The organism is Ruegeria sp. YTSC003 (assembly GCF_059609785.1).
The window spans coordinates 96252-116060 of the sequence record NZ_JBXWMK010000011.1 but is presented as its reverse complement, the minus strand read 5'-3'; the positions used below and the strand labels follow the sequence as shown (position 1 = coordinate 116060).

The window sequence follows — 19809 nt, the reverse complement described above, 5'->3', positions numbered from 1 at the left end:
TCCGGGGCTCCACCGGAAAAGATCGACGGGCCGCGCGCCCGTTTTTTTGTGCCCGACTGACAGGGTAGAGTACCAGATGACAAATGACCTGATAGCCAAAGCAGCCATCGACCGGCGACTGGCCGAGATCATCACCCCCGTGATCGAGGATCTGGGGTATGAGCTTGTGCGTATTCGCCTGATGAGCGGCAAACAAACCACGCTGCAGATCATGGCTGACAAGCCTGATGGCGGTATCGAAGTGGATGATTGCGCCGAGATTTCGAACGCGGTCAGCGCCACGTTGGATGTCGAGGATCCGATCCTTGACGCCTATGCGCTGGAAGTGTCCAGCCCCGGCATCGACCGCCCCTTGACCCGTCTTAAGGATTTTGAGGCGTTCGAAGGATATGAGGCCAAGATCGAAACCGCCGAACTGATCGACGGGCGCCGCCGTTTTAAGGGTGAGCTGGCCGGGATCGAGGGAGATGAGGTCTTGATCAATCTCGCCGAGGGGGACGAGACGATCACCATCGGACTGCAATTCGACTGGCTAAGCGATGCCAAGCTGGTCCTGACCGATGACCTGATCAAGGAAATGCTGCGCCAGCGCAAAGACGCCGGTGCCCTGAACGAAAACGCTTTCGACGAGATTGAGACCGAAGGGTCCGAAGAGGAGACGAACTGATGGCAATCACCTCAGCCAACCAGCTGGAGCTGCTGCAGACCGCCGAGGCCGTGGCCCGCGAAAAGATGATCGACCCCGGTCTGGTTGTCGAAGCGATGGAAGAATCGCTCGCCCGCGCCGCCAAGAGCCGTTACGGCGCCGAGATGGACATCCGCGTCAGCATCGATCGCAAGACCGGTAAAGCGACATTCACCCGCGTCCGCACCGTGGTCGAGGATGAAGAGCTGGAAAACTATCAGGCCGAGATGACCGTCGAGCAGGCCAAGCAGTATATGGAAACGCCTTCGGTTGGTGACGTCTTCGTCGAAGAAGTGCCGCCGGTTGAAATGGGCCGTATCGCGGCACAATCCGCAAAGCAGGTGATCCTGCAGAAGGTTCGCGAAGCCGAGCGTGACCGTCAGTACGAGGATTTCAAGGATCGTGCAGGCACCATCATCAACGGTGCGGTCAAGCGCGAAGAGTTTGGCAATGTCATCGTCGATCTGGGCGGTGCTGAGGCCGTTCTACGCCGCAATGACAAGATCGGTCGCGAAAGCTATCGTCCGAATGACCGTGTGCGTGCCTATATCAAGGAAGTGCGTCGCGAAGTTCGTGGACACCAGATCTTCCTGTCGCGCACCGCGCCGGAATTCATGGCCGAGCTGTTCAAGATGGAAGTGCCGGAAATCTATGACGGCATCATCGAGGTCAAAGCTGTTGCCCGTGACCCCGGTTCGCGCGCCAAGATCGCCGTGATTTCCTATGACGGTTCGATCGATCCTGTTGGTGCTTGCGTTGGTATGCGCGGCAGCCGCGTGCAGGCCGTTGTAAACGAGCTGCAGGGTGAAAAGATCGACATCATCCCGTGGAACGAAGATCAGCCGACCTTCCTGGTGAACGCGCTGCAGCCTGCTGAGGTTTCCAAGGTGGTTCTGGATGAAGAAGCCGGCAAAATCGAGGTTGTGGTTCCCGAGGAACAGCTTTCGCTGGCCATCGGTCGCCGCGGTCAGAACGTGCGTCTGGCCAGCCAGCTGACCAATCTGGATATCGATATCATGACCGAGGCCGAAGAATCGGCGCGTCGTCAGAAAGAATTCGAAGCCCGCACCCAGCTGTTCATGGACAGCCTGGATCTGGATGAGTTCTTTGCCCAGTTGCTGGTGTCCGAAGGCTTCACCAACCTCGAAGAGGTAGCCTATGTGGAAATCGAAGAACTGCTGGTGATCGACGGCGTTGACGAAGGCACCGCGCAAGAGCTGCAAACACGGGCGCGCGAATATCTGGAAGCACAGGCCAAGGCTGCGTTGGAAAGTGCCCGCGCGTTGGGTGCCGAAGACAGTCTCATTGAATTCGAAGGCCTGACACCCCAGATGGTTGAGGCGCTGGCCAAGGACGATGTGAAGAACCTGGAAGACTTCGCCACCTGCGCTGACTGGGAACTGGCCGGTGGTTGGACCACGGTCGACGGCCAGCGAATCAAAGATGACGGTGTTCTGGAACCTTTCGGAGTAACGCTGGAAGAGGCGCAGGATCTGGTCATGACAGCTCGGATCATGCTGGGCTGGGTCGATCCTGCTGAGTTGGAGCAGGCCGAAGAAGAAGTTACCGAAGAGGAGGCCGAGGCCTGATCTCAGGCTTCGGGTGGCGCAAATGGGTCGCGGTGGCGTCCATAAGGATCGGTCCGAAGGACCTGAACGCAAGTGCATCGCCACGGGCGAGGTTCAACCTAAATATGGGTTGATCCGCTTTGTGACGGGGCCGGATGGTCAGGTCTTTCCGGATGTCGCGGCGAAACTGCCGGGGCGCGGTGTCTATGTCGCGGCGGATCGAAGCGCGTTGGACAAGGCCGTGGGCAAAAAGTTGTTTGCACGTGGTTTCAAGGCACAAGTCAGCGTGCCTAACGATCTCGCGGATGAAGTTGAACGTCAGATTGCGCGCCGTGTGATCGAGTTGGTGAGCCTTGCGCGTAAATCCGGTGATGCGATCGCCGGTTACGAAAAGGTCAAGACGTGGCTGGACCGGGAAGAGGCCCAGATACTGATACAAGCCTCTGATGGATCGGGGCGCGGCAAGTCGAAACTGAGCACGCCGCACTTCGGAACATACATCGGCTGGCTGACGGCGGACGAGCTGGGACAGGCATTTGGGCGCCAAACCGTGATTCATGCGGCGCTCGCCTCTGGCGGACTCGCCAAACGTGTTGTAGAGGAAGCGCAGCGCCTGCGTGGCTTGCGCGAAACGGATGACGGCGGCAGGGGCCGCGCGGAAGGGTAAGAAGCTTTATGAGCGATAATGACGGCAAAAAGACATTGGGTCTTCGTGGCGGGGCACGCCCCGGAAATGTGAAACAGAGTTTCAGCCACGGACGTACCAAGAATGTCGTGGTGGAAACCAAACGCAAGCGCGTGGTGGTTCCCAAGCCGGGTGCCGGCAAGCCGGGTGGCGGAGCAACGCCCTCGGGTGATCCGTCGCGCCGCCCTGCCGGGATTTCCGATGCGGAGATGGCCCGCCGGATGAAGGCGCTGCAGGCTGCCAAAGCCCGCGAGGTCGAAGAGGCCGCCGCCCGAGAGGCAGCGGAAAAGGCGCGTGAAGAAGAACGCGCCCGTCGCCGCGCGGAGCAAGAGGCCAAGGAACGCGAACAGCGTGAGGCCGAAGAACGCGCACGCGCCAAGGCCGAAGAAGAAGAACGCAAGCGCAAAGAGGCTGAAATTGCGGCCCAACGCGCAGCTGCTCCGGCTGCTCCGGCAGAGCCCAAGGCGGCCGCTCCGCGCAGCCCAGCCAACAAGCCTGCTCCGGCTGCAACGCCGCGGAAAAACGATCGCGAGCGTGAACAGCGCGGAAATCGTGGCAAAGGCCGTGATGACAACCGCCGGTCCGGCAAGCTGACACTGGGTCAGGCAACGGGCGGCGAAGGTAATCGGCACCGCTCTATGGCGGCGATGAAGCGTAAGCAGGAGCGGGCGCGTCAGAAAGCCATGGGTGGCACGGTCGAGCGCGAAAAGGTAATCCGCGACGTGCAGCTGCCCGAGGCGATCACGGTGTCCGAGCTGGCCAACCGTATGGCCGAGCGTGTGGCTGATGTTGTCAAATCGCTCATGAACATGGGCATGATGGTCACGCAGAACCAGACCATTGACGCCGATACAGCCGAGCTGATCATCGAAGAATTCGGTCACAAAGTGACTCGCGTCTCTGATTCGGATGTCGAGGACGTCATCAAAGAGGTCGAGGACGACGAAGCCGATCTGAAACCGCGTCCGCCGGTCATCACCATCATGGGTCACGTTGACCACGGCAAAACCTCGCTGCTGGATGCGATCCGCGATGCGCGGGTTGTGGCAGGCGAAGCGGGTGGCATCACTCAGCACATCGGTGCCTATCAGGTGACAACCGATAGCGGCACCACGCTGTCTTTCCTGGATACGCCGGGCCACGCGGCCTTTACTTCGATGCGCTCGCGCGGTGCTCAGGTCACGGATATCGTGGTTCTGGTTGTTGCCGCCGATGACGCGGTGATGCCGCAGACGGTCGAAGCGATCAACCACGCAAAAGCGGCCGGAGTGCCGATGATCGTGGCGATCAACAAGGTCGACAAGCCGGGCGCGAACCCGGACAAGGTGCGCACCGATCTGCTGCAGCACGAAGTCATCGTCGAGAAAATGTCGGGTGAAGTTCAGGACGTTGAAGTCTCTGCCATCACCGGTCAGGGTCTGGATGAACTGCTAGAAGCCATCGCGCTGCAATCCGAGATTCTGGAGCTGAAAGCCAACCCGAATCGCGCCGCCCAAGGTGCCGTGATCGAGGCGCAGCTGGACGTGGGTCGCGGCCCGGTCGCCACTGTTCTGGTTCAGAACGGCACGCTGCGTCAGGGCGATATCTTCGTCGTGGGTGAGCAATACGGTAAAGTCCGTGCGCTGATTAATGACAAGGGTGAACGCGTCAAGGAAGCTGGCCCCTCGGTTCCTGTCGAGGTACTGGGTCTGAACGGCACGCCTGAAGCGGGCGACGTTCTGAACGTGACCGAGACCGAAGCACAGGCTCGCGAGATCGCGGAATACCGCGAACAGGCCGCCAAGGACAAACGTGCGGCCGCTGGCGCCGCAACGACCCTTGAGCAGCTGATGCAGAAAGCCAAGGAAGACGAGAACGTCAACGAACTGCCAATTCTGATGAAAGCAGACGTTCAGGGCTCGGCTGAGGCCATCGTTCAGGCGATGGAAAAAATCGGCAACGACGAGGTGCGCGTGCGCGTGCTGCACTCGGGCGTAGGTGCGATTACCGAAACCGATGTCGGCCTGGCCGAAGCATCCGGTGCGCCGATCCTGGGCTTCAACGTGCGTGCCAATGCGTCGGCGCGGAACACCGCGAACCAGAAGGGCGTGGAAATCCGCTACTACTCGGTAATCTATGACCTTGTGGACGACGTGAAAGCCGCCGCATCCGGCCTGCTGAGCGCCGAGATTCGCGAAAAGTTCATCGGTTACGCCGAGATCCGCGAAGTCTTCAAGGTTACAGGCGTCGGCAAAGTTGCTGGCTGTCTGGTCACCGAAGGCGTGGCGCGTCGTTCCGCAGGTGTCCGCCTGCTGCGCGACAACGTGGTGATCCACGAAGGCACGCTGAAGACGCTGAAACGCTTCAAGGACGAAGTGGCCGAGGTCCAGTCGGGTCAGGAATGCGGTATGGCGTTCGAGAACTACGACGATATCCGTGCAGGCGACGTGATTGAAATCTTCGAACGCGAAGAGGTTACGCGTACGCTGGATTGATTTTGCTATGCGCTGAAACAGTTAGCGGCGACCCAAAGGGTCGCCGTTTTTCTATGTTTTGCCTAAGGCTTTCCGAATCCAGTCAGAAACACGCATCATTTAATCCTGCTCTATCCTCAAGAGTACAATAACTGCACGTCCGCTTTGCGGGCAAAGCGGCCCTTTATCACAAGTCTGCGAATGACGCTTTGTCACTTTTCGGCGAAGCGCGATAGCGTGCGCTAACGTAACTGTAGCCCCCCGATACTCTCCCATTTGCAGGCGGCATCCTTCAAGCAGGCGTGTACCGCAGCTTTGGTTTGCGGATCGTAAACATCGGTCCTGTCACCCGCAAAGTGACCTGCATTCTTCATTAATTCTTGAATATCCCAGATCACACTGTTGTCGGCTACCGCCAAGGCTTCATCCCATATAACCTGCGCTTCAACCAACCTGCCTTTTTCCTCATAGATGGCGGCAAGGCGAAACAGCGCTTCAATGAACGGTGGGGAAGTTGCATGGCCTGCATCGTAGTTTTCTGGCCGCGCCAAACGGATAGCTTCCTTGTAGCTCGCCTCTGCTTCCTCCAAACGATCTAACTGTTCGAGAATCTCGCCTTTCGTAGTCCAAGGCATATGCCTTTGCGGCCTATAGGCGATCAGCCGGTCCACTGAAGTTAAGGCGCCCATCCAATCCTCCACTTCCATTTGAGCGTCCACTTTTAGTCGCAACCCATCGCTGTAAACAGAAGAGAAGTTTGAATTGTTCCCAATCAACACGTCAGCCGCACATTCGTTTCCGGCGGCCCTTAATTCAGATATTTGCGCTCTGAATCCCTCACCTAATTGCTCGTAGAGTTCCGGGCCTTGTGTCACATACGACAGCTCCTCTAACGCTGCCTCGTATTGCTCAATCTGCATGTTCTGTCTTGCGCGCAACAGCATCAGGTACTCGGGACGATCAGTTGATTGTATCAACAAGTCCAGCGCATTCAGCGCCCCCGCTTGCGGTCCATCCGCATAGTTGGCCAAATGGTTTACGAAAGCCATATTCGGGTTGTTGGGACTCTTGCCTTGTTCTCTTTTTAGGATCTTGTCCAGTGCCGAAGGGTCACGCCCCCCAACCTTCCAGATCACCCACGTCATATACCCAAGTCTCCGGCTTGGTGCGCAATAAAGAGGGTCTAATACCAGAGCCTGCCGGTAGTCAGAAATCGCGGATTCCAAATTCCCAGCCGGCATGCTCAGTCGTCCTCGCCAATACCAAGCCCAAGCCGAGTTCGGATTGAGCTCTAGAGCTTTGTTGATATCCGACATGGAACCCGCGTAATCACCCATAATCCCTTTGAGCCACGCTTGGTCCCGCCAAGTATGATCAATGTGATCGTCAGTTGGGTATTTCGAAATCGCCTTGTCGTGCGCAGCCAGCGCCTCGGCGCAGATTTCGACCTGCTTGTCCGTATGGCGGGCGCTCTTGCAAGCAGCCAGCGTGGAATCGACGCGCTCAAACACCATAGTTTTGAATGGTTTGTAGACGATCAACCCAACTCCAGACGCAGCCACAATAATGGCGAGCAACCGAATTCTATTACGCAAAATCATTTTGTATGGGCATCAGTTTTTTATTAGAAATGCAGCCTTTTGTGTACTGATGCGCGGAATGTATGGCTGAATTAAGGCAATTTGTTTGAAGCGTCTCGCCATCGGACGTTTGTCCAAAGTGCAGCATCGGTTAAAATGCGCTCGAACAAGACGTTCATGGCGTCGCAGCAAATGGCCCTTGCCTATTTCGACCCCGCTAAAAACGTCCCCGGATGCATGATAATATCGAAATGCTGCATCCCCTTTTTCAGGTCGAAACTGACCGAATGTCCGGCTTTGCGCAGCAATTCAGCATAATCTCGGCTCTGGCGGACAAATTCGGGCGTGTCTCGTTCGGCCACGGCCACGTGGTAGCGCGGGCCGGGGGCGGGCAGGTGCAGGATGGGGGACAGATCATGTATCTCGACCGGAGTCAGTTGCAGCGGATCGTTTACGGACGTCAGGCTGATCGGTTCCAGATCATAGACGCCGCTGATCAGAATAACATCGCGCACGCGCAATCCCGCGCGGGCCAACGCATCCGCCGAGGTCGCCATGACCATGGCCACCAGATGCGCGCCTGCACTGTGTCCCGATAGGGTGATCCGCGACGGATCAAAGCCCAAATTGAACGCGTTCTCTGCCAGCCAAAGCAGGGCATCGCGGCATTCGTTGACCATCTGTTCCAGTCGCGCATCCGGGGCCAGCGTGTAGTTCAATGTGGCAAAGGATTGCTCGGCCTCAATCAGTGCGGGGGCCATCATCGCCGATTCGCGCTGGCTGAGCGCTTGCCAATATCCGCCGTGAACAAAGACGTGCAGAGGCGCGCCTGATCCTTTCGCGGGAAAGAAATCCAGCACTTGCGCCGGCGAATCGCCATAGGCAAGGTTTTCCCGCACCTCCATCCTTGTCCGGTGCTGCGCGCTGAGTGCGGTGTAGCTGTCCAGATAAGGCGTCAGATCGCCACCGATCATCGAACTGGGAGAGTATTCACGCTCCAGTTCGTCCTGAGAGAACCCTCGATACAGCATCGCCTACTCCTGCCCCGCATACATCAATTCGGTGCGCACATCGTAGAGGTCGTGGAAGAAGCGTAAATCCAGGGCCTTGCGCAGAAAGGACACGCCGCTGGATCCACCCGTGCCGGGTTGGTTGCCGATGACACGTTCCACAGCCGTGACATGGTCAAAGCGCCAACGTTGGAAAAGGGATTCAACATCCATCAGCTTTTCGGCCAGCGCGTAAAGGTCCCAATATTTGTCCGTATCGCGGAACACCTCCCCCCAAATCTTCACCACGCGGTTGTCACCGGAATAAGGCTGCGCATAGTCCCGGTTCAGTAAATCATCGGGCACATCGAAACCCTGACGGGACAACATAAGCAGCACTTCGTCATACAAGGACGGCTTGGTCAGTGCGGCGTCTAGCATCGCCATCACTTCGGGATCATGTGCGTGAACCTTCAGCGTCGAGGCATCCTTGTTGCCTAGAATGAACTCGATCTGACGATAGCCGTAACTTTGAAAGCCCGAAGAACTGCCCAACGCCTCGCGAAAGGTCATGTAGTCGGCCGGCGTCATGGTCAGCAACGTCTCCCAAGCCGAGATCAGCTGGCGCTGAATCGCCTTGACCCGGTCGAGGTTCTTCATCGCAGGCCCGAATTCATCCTGTTGCAGGAACCGGCGCACCTCGACCAGTTGGTGGTGCATCAGTTTCAGCCATAGTTCGCTGACCTGGTGGATGATGATGAACAGCATTTCATCCGGCTGCGCAGGGTCCTGAAACGTTTTTTGCAGATTCAACAAGGTCTTGAGCTGCAGGAAGTCGCCATAGCTCTTGCGATGGGTTTCCGCGAAATCGGTGACCAGAGTGTCCTCGATCCCGCGTTCCAGATACCGGTCCTTGTCGCCCATTTGCTCCTCCAAACGCATGATTTCACCCCTGTTTAGGGTCTGATCTCGCGCAATTCCAGAGCGTTAAGTCCAGTCCAGAACCACTTTGCCGGATTGGCCGGATTTCATTGCGTCAAAACCTGCGGCGAAATCGTCGACCTTCATCTGGTGTGTGATGACCCTGCTGACATCCAGACCGTTCTGCAACATGGCGATCATCTTGTACCAGGTTTCGAACATTTCGCGCCCATAAACACCTTTGATGGTGATGGCCTTGAAGACGATACGGCTCCAATCCACCGGGGATTTTCCGGGGGGAATGCCCAGCAAGGCGATTTTTCCGCCCATCACCAGTGCCTCGACCATCTGGTCCAGTGCGGCTTGCGAGCCTGACATCTCTAGGCCAACGTCAAACCCCTGCTGCATACCAAGCTCGGTTATGACGTCTTGCAGGTCTTCCATGCTGACATCCACGGACCGCACGGTGGGCACGACGTGTTCGGCCAGCTTTAGACGATCCGGGTTGATATCGGTGATCACCACATGCCGCGCGCCTGCATGCCGCGCAACAGCGGCGGCCATGATACCGATAGGGCCTGCACCCGTGATCAGAACGTCTTCGCCCAGGAGGTCGAAGCTGAGCGCCGTGTGAACCGCGTTGCCCAGCGGGTCGAGGATGGCTCCGATCTCGTCAGGTACGTCTTCAGGCAAGGGCACCACGTTGAAGGCAGGAAGTTTCAGGTATTGGGCAAAAGCCCCCTGTTCGTTTACACCGATGCCGCGTGTACCGGGATCCAGATGGAACTTGCCTGCTCGGCTTTGGCGACTGTCGGTGGTGATCAGATGCCCTTCGCCAGAACAGCGCTGGCCAATCTCAAGTCCGGTTACATTACGCCCTATCTCAACAATCTCGCCCGCGAATTCATGGCCCGTGATCATCGGGATTGGCACTGTGGCCGCAGCCCAGTCATCCCAGTTCCAGATATGGATATCTGTCCCGCAAATGCCGGTCTTGTTGATGCGGATCAGAACCTCGTCCGCGTCAATTTCGGGCACCGGGGCCTGCACCATCCACAGACCTTCCTCAGGTTTGGATTTCTCCAAAGCTTTCATTGTGTTGGGGCGCATCAGATCACTCCCAATTCTTTGCCGACCTTGCCAAAGGCGGACAGCGCACGGTCCAATTCGTCCTTTGTTAGAGCCGCATTCATCTGTGTTCTAATCCGTGCCTGACCACGTGGGACCACAGGGAAGAAAAAGCCAGAGACATAGACGCCTTCGTCGAACAGGCGCGACGCCATATCTTGCGCCAGTTGCGCCTCGCCCAGCATGACCGGGATGATCGGGTGTTCACCGGGCAGCAGGTCGAAGCCCAGTTTATCCAACCCCGCGCGCCAGTACTTCGCGTTGCCGAACAGTTGCGCGCGCAGCATGTCGCCCTCTTCGACCAAGCGGATTGCTTCCAATCCGGCGGCGACGATGGAGGGTGGCAGCGAGTTTGAGAACAGATAGGGCCGCGCCCGCTGCCGCAGCAGGTCGATCACTGGCTGTGGCCCGGCGATGTAACCGCCGATAGCCCCCCCAAGTGCCTTGCCCAAGGTTCCCGTCAGAATGTCCACATCGACGCCGAAGTGATCCGGTGTGCCCGCGCCGTTCGGCCCCATAAAGCCTGTGGCGTGGCAGTCATCCACCATGACCATGGCGTCGTACTTATCAGCTAGCTCTCGGATTTTTGGCAGGTTGGCCAGATAGCCATCCATTGAGAACACGCCATCGGTGGCGATCATGATATGTCGCGCGCCATCCTCGCGCGCCTGTTTCAACCAAGCTTCAAGATCGTTCATGTCATTGTTCATGTACCGATAGCGCTTCGCCTTGCACAACCGCACACCGTCGATGATCGAGGCGTGGTTCAAACTGTCCGAGATGATGGCGTCTTCAGGCCCTAACAAAGGCTCAAACAGGCCGCCATTGGCATCGAAACAAGCGGCAAACAGGATCGAATCGTCCTTGTTCAGGAACTTGGCCAGCTTCTGTTCCAACTCACGGTGAATGTCCTGCGTACCGCAGATGAAGCGGACCGAAGCCATGCCGAACCCCTTGGGTTCCATCGCGCCTTTGGCGGCCTCGATCAAAGCAGGATGATCGGCCAGACCTAGATAATTGTTGGCGCACAGGTTGATGACCTTCCGGTCGCCCACCGTAATCTCACCGCCCTGAGGCGAGGTGATCATTCGTTCGCGCTTATACAGACCCTCAGATTCGATCTGCGCAAGGGTGTCCGTAATATGGGACAAGAATGCATCTGCCATGGCGGTCTCCGTTTATCTGAGTCGCATATCTAACATAGCGGACATAATTCCCAAATAGGGGAATTACAGTATACGGGAAAAATTTCCGTGAATACGGATTTTGCAGGTGTCAGGCGTTTTTAACGATCAGGAAAACCCGCGCTGCCCCGTTAGCAACAATCGAATGCACGACATCCGCCGCATAGCGTGCGGTATCACCCTTCTGTAGATCACTGACAGCCGTACCGGAGGTCACACGAACGGCACCTTCCAGCACGGTCAACTGTTCTCTGGCTCCACGGGCGTGGGGCTGGCTGTTTAGTGCGCCGCCTTTGTCAAACTCAATATCGTAGACCTCGTGACCACCTGCTTCCTCGGGCGGTGAAAGAATGCGAATCCGACAGTTTTGGCCCATGTTGTCGATGCTGGGCACCTCGGATTTCCTGAGGACTTCGATCTGGTTCGCGCTGTTCGCTTCCTCCAGAAGACCCGCGAAATCCACCTGTAATGCGCGGGTCAGGTTCCACAAGGTCGAGATCGTCGGGCTGCTTTCGCCGCGCTCGATCTGGCTGACCATGGATCGGGAGACGCCGCTGAGGTTTGCCACGGCTTCAAGCGACAAGCCCTTGGCACGGCGGGCCTCTTTCAGGCGTGCGGGCAGGCGTGTCAGGATATCATCTGGGTTTTCCGTCATGACGGAATCTCATGCGCGTTTGTCCGTCATATGTCAATTCTGCTTGTGACGGTACGTTCCATAGGACAGCCTGATGCCGCAGATGCATAATTCCGTCAAATTCCGGAGGAGTAGAGACATGAAAGACATCGTGATTCTTGATGGTGCCCGCACCGCGATTGGTACGTTTGGCGGGGCGCTGGCATCAACCGCGCCGATTGATCTTGCGACCGTGGTGACGGAAGCGGCGATGGAACGTTCAGGGGTCGAACCGACCCAGATCGGCAGCGTTGTTTTTGGCCACGTGATCAACACCGAGCCACGCGATATGTACTTGTCGCGCGCCGCTGCAAAACAAGCGGGCATTCCGAACGAAACACCTGCGATGAATGTGAACCGCCTGTGCGGGTCGGGAGCGCAGGCGATTGTGTCCGCTGTGCAGTCTCTGATGTTGGGTGATGCAGAATTTGCCGTGGCTGGAGGTGCCGAAAGCATGTCGCGCAGCCCCTACATCGTTCCTCAGGCGCGCTGGGGTGCGAAAATGGGGGATGTTAAATCGCTCGATATGATGCTGGGTGCCCTGAATTGTCCCTTTGGCACCGGTCATATGGGTGTGACAGCCGAGAACGTGGCGGATGAACATCAGATCACGCGTGAGCAAATGGACGAATTTGCCCTAGCCAGCCAGGCGCGGGCTGCGACTGCGATTGGGGCTGGCTATTTTGAAAGCCAAATCGCGCCGGTTCAGGTCAAAGTCAAACGCGACATGGTCGATTTCACGGTCGACGAACACCCCAAGCAGACCTCGGCCGAGGCGCTGGCAGGACTGCGCCCGGCGTTCAAGAAGGACGGTCGGGTGACGGCTGGAAACGCGTCCGGCATCAACGACGGTGCCGCCGCGATGGTTCTGGCTACGGCTGAAGCAGCTGAGAAAGCGGGTCTGAAACCCAAGGCGCGCATTCTGGGATACGGTCACGCTGGTGTCCGTCCCGAGGTTATGGGGATCGGACCGGTTCCGGCTGTACAGAACCTGTTGGCGCGTACGGGCCTGTCGATCGAGGATTTCGATGTGATCGAAAGCAACGAGGCCTTCGCGTCGCAAGCCTTGGCCGTAAACAAAGAACTGGGGCTGGATGCAGCCAAGGTGAATCCGAACGGGGGGGCGATTGCTTTGGGGCACCCGGTGGGCGCTACAGGCGCGATCATCACCCTTAAGGCGTTGTACGAGCTGGAACGCATCGGCGGATCGAAGGGCCTGGTCACGATGTGCATTGGTGGCGGACAGGGTATCGCCATTGCCTTCGAGCGGATCTGATCCGGATCGGGCAGAGGGGGGGCTGTCTGCCCCCCATCGCGCTTGCGCGATTCGCCCCGAGGATATTTTGGCCAGATGAAGCTGACGGATATGCCTTAGGTGAAGGCTGTCAGGATCAGGACAATTGCGGCGCCAGCAGCGGCGCCGATGGTTGCTGGAAGAATGGCCGCCGATAGGCCTTTGTTTTTAGTGTCGTCCTTTTGCGTCTGCGCGATCAGCGCATTTTCCACCAAAGCGGGCAGGCGCGGGCCAAAGCGGGCCAGCACCATGGCGGTTTTGCCAAAATCCCGTAGTGCTGCGCGGGGACCGATGGATTGCTTGATGTAATCTTCGACAACCGGGCGCGCGACTTCCCAGATGTTGATGCGCGAGTCCAGTGACCGCGCCACGCCTTCGACGACCACCATTGTCCGTTGCAGCAGGATCAGTTCCGTGCGGGTTTCCATGCCGAACCGTTCTGTCACCTCGAACAGGTAATTCAGTAGGCGTCCCATCGAAATATGAGTGGCATCCATGCCAAAGATAGGCTCTCCGACCGCGCGCAGGGCGCGGGCAAACTCGTCGACGTCCCTGTCGGCAGGGACATAGCCAGCTTCGAAATGCACTTCGGCCACGCGCTTGTAGTCGCGGCGAATAAAGCCAAAGAGAATCTCGGCATAAACCCGGCGGGTATATTCGTCGATATGACCCATGATGCCATAGTCGTAGGCAATGATGTCCCCATTTGCCGCGACCTTCAGGTTGCCCTGATGCATGTCAGCGTGGAAAAAACCGTCACGCAGCGCGTGCAACAGGAACAGGCGCAGCACACGTTCCGCCAGATCGCCGCGGTCGTGCCCCGCAGCATCCAGCGCGATGTTGTCGCCCAGCGGAACGCCGTCGGCCCAGCTGAGCGTCATCACCCGGCGGGCAGACAGGGACCAGACGACCGGGGGCAGCCAGAAGCCTGTGTCGTTCTTGGTGTTGGCCGCATATTCCGACGCGGCTGCGCTTTCCAGCCGCAGGTCGAGCTCACCGCGGACCACGCCGTCGAAATGTTCGATCACCTCCATCGGACGCAGGCGGCGTGCACCGGGGGCGAATAGCTGCACGATGCGTGCGGCGAAATAAAATGCGTCTACATCCTTGCGGAAGGCGCGTTCGATGTTTGGGCGCAGAACTTTGACGGCGACGTCTTCACCGGTGCTAACCAGCTTGGCCTTGTGGACCTGAGCAATCGAGGCCGCGGCGATGGGTTCACTGAACTCGCTGAACACTTCGGAAACCGGCTGGCCCAGTTCCTTTTCAACCTCAGCCATGGCTTCGGCTTTAGAGAACGGGGGCAGCTTGTCCTGCAGCACGCGCAATTGTTCGGCCAACTCATCCCCGACCACATCGGGACGGGTCGACAGTACCTGACCAAACTTGATGTATGCCGGTCCAAGCGCCGTCAGCGCCCTTGTGGCGGGGGGCATGTCAGGATCGCCTTTGTAACCCAACCATTGGAACGGTTTTCCCAAAGCATGCGCCAGAAACCGGATTGCGCGCGGAGCCTCGAACGCGTCCAGCACAACGTTCATGGCGCCTGTGCGCTCAAGAGTGGCGCCTGTGCGGATCAGGCGAATGATGTTGTGTGGTCCGCGCATCAGATTTTCCAGCCGGAATGCAGCGCGGCGATGCCCATGCTCAGGTTGCGGTACTTGGCATTTTCAAATCCGGCCGCGCGGACCATGCCCAGAAATGTTTCCTGATCCGGGAAATTGCGGATCGATTCGACCAGATATTGATAGCTGTCGTAATCATTGGCGATCAGCTTGCCCATGCGCGGGATGACGTTGAAACTGTAAAGGTCATAGAGCTTTTGCAGCCCGTCATTGGGCAATTGGCTGAACTCCAACACCATCAGGCGGCCGCCGGGTTTGAGAACGCGAAACGCCTCGTTCAGGGCCTCTTGGGGGCGGGTCACGTTCCGGATGCCGAAAGAAATCGTGTAGACGTCAAATGTGTTGTCGTCGAAGGGCAGAGCCATGGCATCACCAACCACCCAATTCAGGCTGTCTGCCATCTGGTCGGCCTCGGCACGTTGGCGGCCTTCGACCAGCATGGGTTCGGTTAGATCCAGAACGGTGGCATGGCCATAGCCTGCGCGTTTCAGGAATCGAAACGAGATGTCACCGGTGCCGCCCGCCACGTCGAGCAGGCGCTGGCCTGGGCGCGGAGCAAGCCAGTCCATCATCGCGTCTTTCCAGACCCGGTGAATGCCCATCGACATGACATCGTTCATCACGTCATATTTCGAGGCGACCGAGTTGAACACGCCCTGCACACGCCCGGCCTTTTCAGCCTCACGCACGGTTTCGAACCCAAAATGAGTGGTCTTGTCGCTGTTGTCGGACATTTGCCTTGCCGTTTTTCGAATTTCGCCTCTGTTATAGGGCTCTGGAACCGGGGCACAATGCGGCCCTTTGGAATAGGAGCCGTGTAATGCCGGAATTGCCTGAGGTCGAGACAGTAAGACGCGGCCTGAGCCCAGCGATGGAAGGCGTGGCGATCGACCGGGCAGATGTGAATCGTCCTGATCTGCGCTGGCCTTTCCCTGAGCGGATGGCCGAGCGGTTGACGGGGCAGACGGTTCAGCGATTGCGTCGACGGTCGAAATACATTCTTGCCGATCTCAGCAGCGGTGAAACCCTGCTGATTCATTTGGGCATGTCAGGCCGGATGACCGTATCTGGCGATCCGCTGGGGCAATTCGCGCATGAACATCCGGTGATCCAAAAACATGACCATGTGGTCTTTCACATGGCCAATGGCGCACGTGTCACGTTCAACGATCCGCGCCGGTTTGGTGCGATGGACCTGTTGCAGACAGCAACTGCGGACGATCACAAGCTGCTGTCTGTCCTCGGGCCGGAACCTTTGGGTAATGATTTTCACGAACAACATCTGATCGATGCGTTTCGGGGAAAGAACACTCCGATCAAATCTGCACTTTTGGATCAGGGAATCGTTGCCGGACTGGGTAATATCTATGTTTGCGAGGCGCTTTATCGCGGTCGTGTGTCGCCACGTCGCAAAGCCGGTCAAATTTCTGCGACCCGAGTCGCTGCACTTGTTCCAATCATCCGGAAGGTATTGCAGGACGCCATCGAAGCAGGTGGATCTTCCCTGCGCGATTTCCGCCAAGCCGATGGAGAACTTGGATATTTTCAGCACAGCTTTGACGTCTATGGGCGCGAGGGCGAACCCTGCCGGACCGAAGGTTGTGGTACCCCGATCAAGAGAATCACCCAGTCCGGTCGCTCATCCTTCTATTGTACGCAATGCCAAAGATAGCTTGATCCAGCGAATTCGCGTGGTAAGGAATCGTACCTGAACGGAACAACCGGAAACTCTCATCTCATGGCTTTTGAGACGATCATCGTCGAAATCGAAGACCACGTCGCCCTTATCAAGCTCGACAGGCCCGATGCGCTGAATGCGCTGAACTCACAGCTGGCGCAAGAATTGTGCACCGCATTGGAAGATGCGGATAGCAACGACAAAGTGCGCTGCATCGTCATCACCGGGTCGGACAAGGCGTTCGCGGCAGGCGCGGACATCAAGGAGATGTCCGAGATGAGCTTTGTCGATGTCTACAGCTCGAACCTGTTTGGTGCTCTGAACGACCGCGTGTGCGCGATCCGTAAGCCAATCATTGCAGCCGTTGCCGGATATGCGTTGGGCGGAGGGTGCGAACTGGCGATGCTGTGCGATTTCATCATCGCAGCGGACACTGCCAAATTCGGCCAGCCCGAGATCAATCTTGGCGTCATTGCCGGGCTTGGGGGCAGCCAGCGCCTGACGCGGTTTGTCGGCAAGTCCAAATCCATGGACATGAACCTGACCGGCCGTTTCATGGACGCAGAAGAAGCCGAACGCGCTGGTCTTGTCAGTCGTGTTGTTCCCGCCAAGAAACTGATGGATGAGGCGATGGGCGCAGCCCAGAAGATCGCCGAAAAATCGCAGTTGACCGCAATGGCAGCCAAGGAATCGGTAAACCGCAGCTATGAGCTGCCGCTGAGCGAAGGCATGCTGTTCGAACGCCGTGTGTTCCATTCGATGTTCGCGACCGAGGATCAGAAGGAAGGCATGGCCGCGTTCCTGGAAAAACGCGCCGCGCAATTCCGCGACAAGTAATCGGTGCCCTGATCAAATCGAAACCGGCGGGCCTTTGCCCGCCTTTTTCATACCAGCTATCCGCATCAAAAGAATCGGCTTGGCAAACCCGGCCAACTTGGATAGTAACCGCCGCTATACATGCGCGTGCGGCCCGCTTGGCCCGACTCACACTCGTGATTTCTGATCCGGTGCGGATATTCCGTGGCGCGCAACCCTAGACAACGTACCGAACCAAAGGTCAGAGACACACATGGCTAATTCGCCCCAAGCAAAAAAACGCGCTCGTCAGAACGAGAGCCGTTTCGCAATCAACAAAGCACGTCGTTCGCGCATCCGCACCTTCCTGCGTAAGGTAGAAGAAGCGATCGCATCCGGTGACAAGGACGCTGCAACCGCAGCACTGCGCGCAGCTCAGCCTGAACTGATGCGCGGCGTCACAAAAGGCGTTTTCCACAAGAACACCGCGTCGCGTAAAATGTCGCGTCTGTCGGCTCGTGTAAAAGCGCTGGGCTAAGATCTGGGTTGACCTCGGGTCAACCAAACAAGGTGAAATGATAGAAAATGCGCCGCGTCCTGCGGCGCTTTTTTTTTGCTGTTGCCGGAAAGCCGCGCCTTCACAAACCCGAGAGATTCTTTCGGCGAAAGATACGAGTCAATATCAGAGTTTCGTTGCCGGATGCCTTGGCCTCTTGCTACCACTGTTACAGCGATTCACTCGCTTGGGGGGACAGGCTGTTCCAACGACTAGACTGACGGGCATCAGGACGGTCAGGAACGAATGTTGGCAACTGGTTTGCTAATCTGCTGCGGTCCTTGGGTCACCAGGGAACCAAGCCCTGTCGAATATGAGATTGCGTTGCGCAACCCTGTTTTTAAGGCGTTCCGGGTATGGAGCGCCGGAAAATAGGGATGTGCGGACTTTCCAAAACACACCCGCCAAACTTCTGCGGTTTGGCGTTGGTTACCCTTTTGCGTGTGAAAGCTTAATCCGGGCAACCGGAAAATAGCAATAAGGCCGACAGGCCAATAAAGAATGGGATGCGTGAGGCGCTTAATGACACAAGAGAAATGGGGACTACTACGTAACAAGTTGCTCAAGGCCATCGGAAAAAACAACTACACGACCTGGATCGAACCTCTTGAATTCCAAGAGCTGCAGGACGGTGTAGCGGTGTTTTCCGTGCCGACAAATTTCATGGGCAACTATGTCAGTCAGAACTTTGCGGATCTCATATTGTATGAGATGAACACCGCAGGGGAAACGGTTCAACGACTGACCTTTCGCGTCGCTGCCAACTCACCGGCGCGCCCTAAGGCAGAGGCCGAATCCGAGCCGACAGTTGTGCGGGATGCACCTGTTGCGCCGCAGATGGAAGCCGCGAATGGGGCATTTGAGTCCTTGCAGGCCGCGCCGCTGGATTCCCGCTTTACCTTCGACAGTTTTGTCGTTGGCAAACCCAACGAACTGGCCCATGCCGCGGCGCGTCGTGTGTCTGAAGGTGGTCCTGTGACCTTCAACCCGCTGGTTCTTTACGGTGGCGTTGGTCTGGGTAAGACGCACCTGATGCACGCTATTGCATGGGAGCTGAAAACAAAGCACCCCGAGTTGAACGTGCTCTATTTGTCGGCGGAACAGTTCATGTACCGCTTTGTGCAGGCCTTGCGCGAACGCCGGATGATGGACTTCAAACATCTGTTCCGGTCGGTTGACGTGTTGATGGTGGACGATGTGCAGTTTATCGCCGGCAAAGATTCGACACAGGAAGAGTTTTTTCACACATTCAATGCGCTGGTAGACCAGAACAAGCAGATCATCATCTCGGCCGACCGCGCCCCGGGTGAGATCAAAGACCTTGAGGATCGGGTGAAATCGCGTCTGCAATGTGGTCTGGTGGTCGATTTGCACCCAACCGACTATGAGCTGCGACTGGGCATCCTGCAAAACAAGGTGCAGCAATACAGCAGCACATATCCCGACCTGACAATTGCCGATGGCGTCCTGGAGTTCCTGGCGCACCGGATCTCAACCAATGTTCGCGTGCTGGAAGGCGCTCTGACCCGTCTGTTCGCTTTTGCCTCGTTGGTGGGGCGCGAGATCGACATGGAGCTGACGCAGGACTGCCTGGCCGATGTGCTGCGCGCATCCGAGCGCAAGATCACTGTCGAAGAGATTCAGCGTAAAGTGTCAGACTATTACAACATCCGCCTGTCCGACATCATTGGGCCTAAACGCCTGCGGTCTTATGCCCGCCCGCGTCAGGTTGCGATGTATCTGTGCAAGCGACTGACCAGCCGGTCGCTGCCGGAAATCGGCCGCCGGTTCGGAGGACGTGACCACACGACTGTCATGCACGGCGTAAAACGCATCGAAGAGCTGAAAACCACAGACGGCCAGATTGCCGAAGATGTGGAAATGCTGCGGCGCGCACTGGAAGCCTGAGCTCCTACCCATATCACGTTAGAAACGCCCCGGACCCTCACGCCCGGGGCGTTTTCTTGTGCGCTATTTTCCACGGATGGAAATGAA

At 57.5% G+C, this 19809-nt stretch carries 17 protein-coding genes; 9 read left to right on the top strand and 8 right to left on the bottom strand.

Annotated features, from left to right (window positions below; translation table 11 throughout):
- The first annotated feature begins 76 nt into the window (after positions 1-76).
- Genes rimP through infB form a run of 4 tightly spaced genes read left to right on the top strand, consistent with a single transcriptional unit; the run spans position 77 to position 5412 of the window.
- A complete protein-coding gene (rimP, locus tag AC2FFH_RS18670; RefSeq protein ID WP_058276577.1) occupies positions 77-667 on the top strand; it encodes a ribosome maturation factor RimP in 591 nt (196 codons plus the stop codon).
- A complete protein-coding gene (nusA, locus tag AC2FFH_RS18665) occupies positions 667-2274 on the top strand; it encodes a transcription termination factor NusA (RefSeq protein WP_058276512.1) in 1608 nt (535 codons plus the stop codon). The genes rimP and nusA overlap by 1 nt, the downstream gene beginning before the upstream one ends.
- Before the next feature lie 22 nt (positions 2275-2296).
- Complete coding sequence (locus tag AC2FFH_RS18660) at positions 2297-2920, top strand: RNA-binding protein (RefSeq protein ID WP_496769665.1); 624 nt, start codon at positions 2297-2299, stop codon at positions 2918-2920.
- An 8-nt stretch (positions 2921-2928) separates the two neighbouring features.
- On the top strand, positions 2929-5412 hold the full coding sequence (gene infB, locus AC2FFH_RS18655; protein WP_496845067.1) for a translation initiation factor IF-2: 2484 nt from the start codon (positions 2929-2931) through the stop codon (positions 5410-5412).
- A gap of 221 nt (positions 5413-5633) precedes the next feature.
- On the opposite strand, the gene AC2FFH_RS18650 is transcribed toward infB, so the two are convergent.
- The 6 genes from AC2FFH_RS18650 to AC2FFH_RS18625 all read right to left on the bottom strand — a co-directional run bounded on the left by AC2FFH_RS18650 (position 5634) and on the right by AC2FFH_RS18625 (position 11848).
- Positions 5634-6992 carry a tetratricopeptide repeat protein gene (locus tag AC2FFH_RS18650; RefSeq protein ID WP_496845066.1) on the bottom strand — a complete coding sequence of 453 codons (1359 nt, stop codon included), beginning with the start codon at positions 6990-6992 and terminating at the stop codon, positions 5634-5636.
- 182 nt (positions 6993-7174) lie between these two features.
- Positions 7175-8002 carry an alpha/beta hydrolase gene (locus tag AC2FFH_RS18645; protein WP_496845065.1) on the bottom strand — a complete coding sequence of 276 codons (828 nt, stop codon included), beginning with the start codon at positions 8000-8002 and terminating at the stop codon, positions 7175-7177.
- Positions 8003-8005: 3 nt separating this feature from the next.
- The gene (locus AC2FFH_RS18640; protein ID WP_496845064.1) at positions 8006-8902 is read right to left on the bottom strand and encodes a tryptophan 2,3-dioxygenase; all 897 of its coding nucleotides are present in this window, start codon (positions 8900-8902) and stop codon (positions 8006-8008) included.
- A gap of 45 nt (positions 8903-8947) precedes the next feature.
- Positions 8948-9976, bottom strand: a complete 1029-nt coding sequence (gene tdh, locus AC2FFH_RS18635; RefSeq protein WP_496845088.1) for an L-threonine 3-dehydrogenase — start codon at positions 9974-9976, stop codon at positions 8948-8950.
- A gap of 14 nt (positions 9977-9990) precedes the next feature.
- Positions 9991-11175, bottom strand: coding sequence for a glycine C-acetyltransferase (locus AC2FFH_RS18630; RefSeq protein ID WP_496845063.1), 1185 nt, complete (start codon positions 11173-11175; stop codon positions 9991-9993).
- A gap of 109 nt (positions 11176-11284) precedes the next feature.
- Complete coding sequence (locus AC2FFH_RS18625; protein WP_496769675.1) at positions 11285-11848, bottom strand: helix-turn-helix domain-containing protein; 564 nt, start codon at positions 11846-11848, stop codon at positions 11285-11287.
- 118 nt (positions 11849-11966) lie between these two features.
- On the opposite strand from AC2FFH_RS18625, the gene AC2FFH_RS18620 reads away from it, so the two are divergent.
- Positions 11967-13142: an acetyl-CoA C-acyltransferase family protein gene (locus AC2FFH_RS18620; RefSeq protein WP_496769677.1), complete on the top strand. Its 1176-nt coding sequence runs from the start codon at positions 11967-11969 to the stop codon at positions 13140-13142.
- A 95-nt stretch (positions 13143-13237) separates the two neighbouring features.
- Here AC2FFH_RS18620 and ubiB read toward each other — a convergent pair whose 3' ends face one another.
- Both ubiB and ubiE read right to left on the bottom strand, forming a co-directional pair.
- A complete protein-coding gene (gene ubiB, locus AC2FFH_RS18615; RefSeq protein ID WP_496769679.1) occupies positions 13238-14767 on the bottom strand; it encodes a 2-polyprenylphenol 6-hydroxylase in 1530 nt (509 codons plus the stop codon).
- Positions 14767-15519 carry a bifunctional demethylmenaquinone methyltransferase/2-methoxy-6-polyprenyl-1,4-benzoquinol methylase UbiE gene (ubiE, locus tag AC2FFH_RS18610; protein WP_058272973.1) on the bottom strand — a complete coding sequence of 251 codons (753 nt, stop codon included), beginning with the start codon at positions 15517-15519 and terminating at the stop codon, positions 14767-14769. Before ubiE ends, ubiB begins: the two co-directional genes overlap by 1 nt.
- Before the next feature lie 86 nt (positions 15520-15605).
- On the opposite strand from ubiE, the gene mutM reads away from it, so the two are divergent.
- The 4 genes from mutM to dnaA all read left to right on the top strand — a co-directional run bounded on the left by mutM (position 15606) and on the right by dnaA (position 19722).
- Positions 15606-16457, top strand: coding sequence for a bifunctional DNA-formamidopyrimidine glycosylase/DNA-(apurinic or apyrimidinic site) lyase (gene mutM / locus AC2FFH_RS18605; protein ID WP_496769682.1), 852 nt, complete (start codon positions 15606-15608; stop codon positions 16455-16457).
- Positions 16458-16523: 66 nt separating this feature from the next.
- Positions 16524-17300, top strand: a complete 777-nt coding sequence (gene acuK / locus AC2FFH_RS18600; RefSeq protein WP_496726661.1) for an acryloyl-CoA hydratase — start codon at positions 16524-16526, stop codon at positions 17298-17300.
- 232 nt (positions 17301-17532) lie between these two features.
- Complete coding sequence (gene rpsT, locus AC2FFH_RS18595) at positions 17533-17796, top strand: 30S ribosomal protein S20 (protein ID WP_496726660.1); 264 nt, start codon at positions 17533-17535, stop codon at positions 17794-17796.
- 540 nt (positions 17797-18336) lie between these two features.
- Positions 18337-19722, top strand: a complete 1386-nt coding sequence (gene dnaA, locus AC2FFH_RS18590; protein ID WP_496726659.1) for a chromosomal replication initiator protein DnaA — start codon at positions 18337-18339, stop codon at positions 19720-19722.
- Positions 19723-19809 lie beyond the last annotated feature (87 nt).

Bases quoted from the DNA above. Each gene is read 5' to 3' on its own strand.
- AC2FFH_RS18630 (WP_496845063.1), bottom strand. From the start codon at position 11,175: ATGGCAGATGCATTCTTGTCCCATATTACGGACACCCTTGCGCAGATC.
- acuK (WP_496726661.1), top strand. From the start codon at position 16,524: ATGGCTTTTGAGACGATCATCGTCGAAATCGAAGACCACGTCGCCCTT.
- ubiB (WP_496769679.1), bottom strand. From the start codon at position 14,767: ATGCGCGGACCACACAACATCATTCGCCTGATCCGCACAGGCGCCACT.
- AC2FFH_RS18650 (WP_496845066.1), bottom strand. From the start codon at position 6,992: ATGATTTTGCGTAATAGAATTCGGTTGCTCGCCATTATTGTGGCTGCG.
- ubiE (WP_058272973.1), bottom strand. From the start codon at position 15,519: ATGTCCGACAACAGCGACAAGACCACTCATTTTGGGTTCGAAACCGTG.
- AC2FFH_RS18645 (WP_496845065.1), bottom strand. From the start codon at position 8,002: ATGCTGTATCGAGGGTTCTCTCAGGACGAACTGGAGCGTGAATACTCT.
- AC2FFH_RS18640 (WP_496845064.1), bottom strand. From the start codon at position 8,902: ATGCGTTTGGAGGAGCAAATGGGCGACAAGGACCGGTATCTGGAACGC.
- AC2FFH_RS18620 (WP_496769677.1), top strand. From the start codon at position 11,967: ATGAAAGACATCGTGATTCTTGATGGTGCCCGCACCGCGATTGGTACG.
- infB (WP_496845067.1), top strand. From the start codon at position 2,929: ATGAGCGATAATGACGGCAAAAAGACATTGGGTCTTCGTGGCGGGGCA.
- mutM (WP_496769682.1), top strand. From the start codon at position 15,606: ATGCCGGAATTGCCTGAGGTCGAGACAGTAAGACGCGGCCTGAGCCCA.
- AC2FFH_RS18660 (WP_496769665.1), top strand. From the start codon at position 2,297: ATGGGTCGCGGTGGCGTCCATAAGGATCGGTCCGAAGGACCTGAACGC.
- AC2FFH_RS18625 (WP_496769675.1), bottom strand. From the start codon at position 11,848: ATGACGGAAAACCCAGATGATATCCTGACACGCCTGCCCGCACGCCTG.
- rpsT (WP_496726660.1), top strand. From the start codon at position 17,533: ATGGCTAATTCGCCCCAAGCAAAAAAACGCGCTCGTCAGAACGAGAGC.
- tdh (WP_496845088.1), bottom strand. From the start codon at position 9,976: ATGAAAGCTTTGGAGAAATCCAAACCTGAGGAAGGTCTGTGGATGGTG.
- dnaA (WP_496726659.1), top strand. From the start codon at position 18,337: ATGACACAAGAGAAATGGGGACTACTACGTAACAAGTTGCTCAAGGCC.
- nusA (WP_058276512.1), top strand. From the start codon at position 667: ATGGCAATCACCTCAGCCAACCAGCTGGAGCTGCTGCAGACCGCCGAG.
- rimP (WP_058276577.1), top strand. From the start codon at position 77: ATGACAAATGACCTGATAGCCAAAGCAGCCATCGACCGGCGACTGGCC.